Below are 4597 nucleotides of genomic sequence, written 5' to 3'. Positions count from 1 at the left end.
TCGTCACCATGTCCGGGAAATCCCCATGTGGGTGAACACACCACACACCCGACGATCACACAAGGTTAAATCTCAAGCTTAGAGCGTCCGCCAGTAGGCGGATGAAGTGGTGCAGGCACGGTCCCCGATCATGGAGTTCTTCACGCTTCATGATCATTCGGGGTGTCCGTGCCTGCTGCCCCATCATGCCTGCTCAAGCCTGTCCGCGACCAGTTCCTGGCCCTGCTGCCCGAGCGTGAGGACCGCCATCCGCTGGGCTGTCACAACCCGCGGATCCCGGACGAGGTCGTCTTCGACCGCCTGGTCCAGGTCCTCGTCTTCGGCTGCGGATACGAACGCGCGGCCGATGAGCGCTGCTCCGCCACCACGCTGCGGCGGCGCCGGGACGAGTGGATCAAGCTGGGGGTCATGAAGGACCTGCGGGTGCTGGTCCTGTCCGCCTGTGACCGGATGATCGGCCTCGAACTGGACCGCCTTGTCGCCGACGGCTGCATCACCAAAGCTCCCGGAGGCGGTGAATGCGCCGGAAGAAGCCCGGTCGACCGTGGTAAACAAGGCCTCAAACGCTCGCAGTTGACCGAGGCGCAGAGCATACCCCTGGTCACCGAGCCCGCCCCCGCGAACATCCGCGACCACACCCTCCTGCCCGCCACCCTGGACGCCTACAGCCGCCTCGAGGAGGCCCTTGGCCCGATGCCAGAGCGCCCGCGGCTGGGTCTGGACGCGGGTTACGACTACCGGCCGGTCCGCGACGACCTGGCCGAACGTGGCGTCGACGCACGGATCACCCGCCGCGGGGAGAAAACCCCGATCCAAGCCGGCGGACGCTGGGTGGTCGAGCGCACGAACTCCTGGCTGAACAACTTCGGCAAACTCCGCCGCTGCACCGAACGACACAAGACCGTGATCGAGTTCTATATCGCCCTGGCCTGCATATTCGTCACCGTCCGCCACCTCATCCGCCGGGCCTGGACCCACTACCGATGGGACGCACGACCCCGAACACCACGCATCCGATGACCTACTGGCGGACGCTCTTACTGGCTCCCAGCTCCGCAGCCACCTTCTGACTCTGCCAGGGGTGCGTCCGCGCTTGCTGGCGGGTGACACGGGGACGCTTGCGGCGTTGGCTGGGACCGTCGAGCGCTTTGTGCGGCGTGTGCAACGGGACAGGCCTGCGTTCGGGGTGGCCGCTCGTCCGCATGTGGAGCAGCTGTACGAGCGCCTGGTGGCCGAGGACGGCCCGCAGATCGTGGTCTGCGAGGGAGGCGCCGGCTTGGGGAAGTCGGCGGTCGTCACCGATGTCCTGGTCCGGCTGACCGAAGAGGGATGGCCGGCGGCCGCGGTCCGGATGGACGGCGTCGACGCGAGCGTGCAGACGGCCAAGGACCTGGGAGCCAGAATGACCCTCTCGGAGTCGCCGGCGCTGTTGCTGGCCGGGGTCGCGGACGAAGCGTCGGCGCTGCTGGTGATCGACCAGCTGGATGCAGTCAGCACCTACAACGGCCGGATGTCGGACGCCTACGAGGCGGTGGAGGACGTACTCGCGCAGTTGGTCGGTGCCCCGAACATCAAGGTGATCCTGGTAGCTCGCACCGTCGACATCGACAATGACCGGAGGCTGTCCGGGCTGGTCGCCGAAGGCGCTCGAACATTGCGGTCCCCCTCAGCGTTCTGGACGTGGACCAGGTGCGGGCTGTCTTGTCGACCAGCGGAGCGGATCCCGACAGCTTGGGGCCGGTGACGTTGGAGCTGTTGCGGACTCCGTTGCACCTTTCGGTCTTCAGCCGCCTGTCGGCCTCCGCACGCGCCGCTTCGTACCGGACTCTGCAGGAGCTGTACGCGCGTTACACGGACGAACTGCGTGAAGAGATCGAAACACAGGCTGCTGCGCTGGACTGGTCGGGCATCACGGGCGCCCTGTGTGCCTCCATGAGTGAACGCGAAACACTCCAGGCGCCCATGGCACTCCTCGATGGTTTTGCCCGCCAACACATCAAGGTGTTCGAGTCACACGGTGTGCTGGTGCGTGATGCGGAACAGGTTGGCTTCTTCCATGAGACCTACTTCGATTACCTCTTCGCTCGGTCCTTCGTCTCCGCCCAGGAGGACATCCACGACTTTCTGGCCGGCTCCGGTCAGTACTTGTTCCGTCGTGCACAGACCCGGCAGATTCTCGAGCACCTTGCCGGTACCGATCGAGATCGCTTTCGCGTCACGGTGGCGCAGCTGCTGAGCTCCGATCAGATCCGCCCGCACCTGCATGATCAGCCGACGAACTCATCAATGCCTTTCTCGACAGCAGGGCTCCCCGATCATCTCGAGCATCTGGTCTCTGCACTCTACGAGCACACCGTATCCCTTCCTTCCGTCGCGATCGATTCTTGCGAGCGCATCGTTCAGCACGCCGGCAAAGAGATGGGCGATCTCAGAACCCATCGCGCGGCGGACGGTCATCATCTGATCTCGGCAGTGCTCCGCCTCTATCGCCAAAGCCCGCAGCCCGAACGGATCCGCTGTCTGGACATCATTGACCTGCTTGCGCAAGCAGGTGCTTACCCGCTGACTGATGCCTTGGAAAACGAGCGCTGACCATACTTGGACCGGCCCTTGGCTCACCGACAGCTGTTACGGGGCGAGCCTCGGATGAATCCGTCATCCGGACATTGGGTCATTGATCCAGCCAATCGGACGGCTCCCGACCCGTACGTGCATTTCGCCATGGGCGCCATCTTCACTTCCACGCCCAGCTGTGCCGCTGCGCCAGTATCCGCCGTCTCCCAGTCGACTCTCGCGTCTCTCTCAGCGCAGCCGGGTTCCGGATCTGAAGCACCTCAAGGTGTCCTCGGGGGTGGTGGGTTTTGCTGCTGTTGCAGGCAACCGTCGAAGAATCCGTAGCGGCTACGGCGCCGTCATCCACAGCCCCCCGAAGCCGGCACCCTCGAGCCCCACCCACAGCCTGGTGAACCCTCGCCTAGCTCACCGGATACACCTCTAGGAAAGCGCCGAAGCGCCCAGCCACTTACCCGCTGGCGCTCCGGGATGAGATGCCTCTGACCTGCGACGAAAGAGCCTTCTGCTAACTCCTGGCCGCCCAGGTGCCTACTAGGTACCATCAGTGGCATGCCGTCCTTGAACGTCTCCTTCACCGACGAGGAGCTGGAGGAGGTCCGCGCAGCCGCGGCCGCCGAAGGCAAGTCCCTCAAGCAGTACGTCCACGACCTGCCGCTGCGCGAGCGTCAGCGCCGCCAGTTCGTCCGCTACGCCCTCTCCTGGGGTGAGACGCACCGGGCCGAGTTCGACGAGGCCTTCCCCGACGAGGTCCCGCCCGCTACCCGGGAACGCGGGGCGGACGCCGCCTGATGATCCTCCACATCGACGTCCCCTGGCTCCTGGACGTCCAGGAACAGGCCGTTCCCGAAGACGTCAGCGTCGCCGACTACTCCGCCCTCGTCGCCGCTGTCGCCCGCCACAAGACCCGCATCCCGCGCCCTGCCACGGCCGATCCCGATCCCGCCTGGCGTGCCGCCGCTCTGCTCCACACCCTGATCCGGCTGCAGCCCCTGCCCTACCGCAACAGCCTGTTCGCCAGCCAGGTCACCACCGCCTACATGCACGCCTCCGGAGAGGGCATCGATCCCCCTTACGGAGCCATGGTCGACCTCGTCCGCGCCATCCAGGAGAGCAAGGCCACTGTCTATCAGGCCGCCGACCGCATCCGCGCCTGGCGCCTGTAACAACCCGAGCCGGGATGCTCCGGCCCTGCGCTTCGTCACGCCCTGAACGCCCTGGCTGCGAGCCCGTGGCGGCCCAACCCGGAGGAACCGTGCAGTACACCGTCCTGCCTGTGCCTGTGCCTGTGCTCAGCTTGCCACCGATGACCCTGTGCACGGATAACGGTGCGATGATCGCGGCTGTCGGTGACCTTCTTGTTCGCTCCGGAGCCGAGCCCGCCCCGCTGGATGTGTCGATCGATCCGTCGGCGCCGCTGGAGTACGCCTCGTTGACCCCGCTCTCAGCCCCCTCGGTGAGGGCTGCCTGATGACCGCCGTCGTCCAGCCGGTCTCCGGCCGCGGAATGTGGGTCTGTCCAGTAAGCGGTGTAACCGGTTTGGTTGCTGAGGTCAGATTCGGTTGTTGGTGAGGCGGCCGTCGAAGGCGATGTCGAAGGCCTGGAGGGCCCGCTTCCAGCGGGTGGTCCAGCGTTTGCGGCCGGCGCCGGTCGGGTCCAGCGACATCACCGCGAGGTAGACGCACTTCAGGGCGGCGTTCTCTGAGAGGAAGTGGCCACGGGCCCTGACCGCCCGGCGGATCCTCGCGTTGACGGACTCGATCGCGTTGGCCGTGCAGACGATCCGCCGGATCTCGGCGTCGAACTGCAAGAACGGGACGAACTCCGCCCAGGCGTTCTCCCACAACCGCACGATCGCCGGATACTTGCCGCCCCACTCCTCGCAGAACTCGAGGAACCGGCTGGTGGCCGCATCCTCCGTCGGCGCGGTTTAGACCGGCTTCAACGCTTTCGCGATCTTGTCCCAGTCCTGGCGGCCCGCGTAGCGGAACGACGCCCGCAGCAGGTGAACGACGCAGGTCTGGAC

General features: G+C 65.9%; 5 protein-coding genes and 2 pseudogenes. 6 read left to right on the top strand and 1 reads right to left on the bottom strand.

Features of this window, described 5'->3' with window-relative positions; all coding sequences use genetic code 11:
• Positions 1–168: 168 nt before the first annotated feature.
• From ACFQ79_RS40385 to ACFQ79_RS40360, 6 genes and pseudogenes are all read left to right on the top strand, one after another.
• Positions 169–1020, top strand: a complete 852-nt coding sequence (locus tag ACFQ79_RS40385; RefSeq protein WP_383593297.1) for an IS5 family transposase — start codon at positions 169–171, stop codon at positions 1018–1020.
• A 184-nt stretch (positions 1021–1204) separates the two neighbouring features.
• Positions 1205–1744, top strand: coding sequence for a hypothetical protein (locus ACFQ79_RS40380; RefSeq protein WP_383593295.1), 540 nt, complete (start codon positions 1205–1207; stop codon positions 1742–1744).
• Positions 1741–2592 (top strand): hypothetical protein, encoded by an 852-nt coding sequence (locus ACFQ79_RS40375; RefSeq protein WP_383593292.1) that lies wholly within the window; start codon positions 1741–1743, stop codon positions 2590–2592. Before ACFQ79_RS40380 ends, ACFQ79_RS40375 begins: the two co-directional genes overlap by 4 nt.
• A 531-nt stretch (positions 2593–3123) precedes the next feature.
• On the top strand, positions 3124–3363 hold the full coding sequence (locus ACFQ79_RS40370) for a hypothetical protein (RefSeq protein WP_383593289.1): 240 nt from the start codon (positions 3124–3126) through the stop codon (positions 3361–3363).
• Entirely contained in the window at positions 3363–3737 is a 375-nt protein-coding gene (locus tag ACFQ79_RS40365) for a toxin Doc (RefSeq protein ID WP_383593286.1), read from the top strand. Before ACFQ79_RS40370 ends, ACFQ79_RS40365 begins: the two co-directional genes overlap by 1 nt.
• A 125-nt stretch (positions 3738–3862) precedes the next feature.
• Positions 3863–4042: pseudogene (locus tag ACFQ79_RS40360) on the top strand (tRNA (adenosine(37)-N6)-threonylcarbamoyltransferase complex transferase subunit TsaD); the annotation flags it as partial.
• An 81-nt stretch (positions 4043–4123) separates the two neighbouring features.
• Here the strand turns inward: ACFQ79_RS40360 and ACFQ79_RS40355 are convergent.
• Positions 4124–4597 (bottom strand): annotated as a pseudogene (locus ACFQ79_RS40355) (transposase); the annotation flags it as partial.

Origin of the sequence: Streptomyces sp. NPDC056480 (genome assembly GCF_042795405.1) — a bacterium.
Lineage (GTDB): Bacteria > Actinomycetota > Actinomycetes > Streptomycetales > Streptomycetaceae > Streptomyces.
Note: the sequence above shows the minus strand (reverse complement) of the source record. Positions and strands in the feature narration are given on the sequence as shown.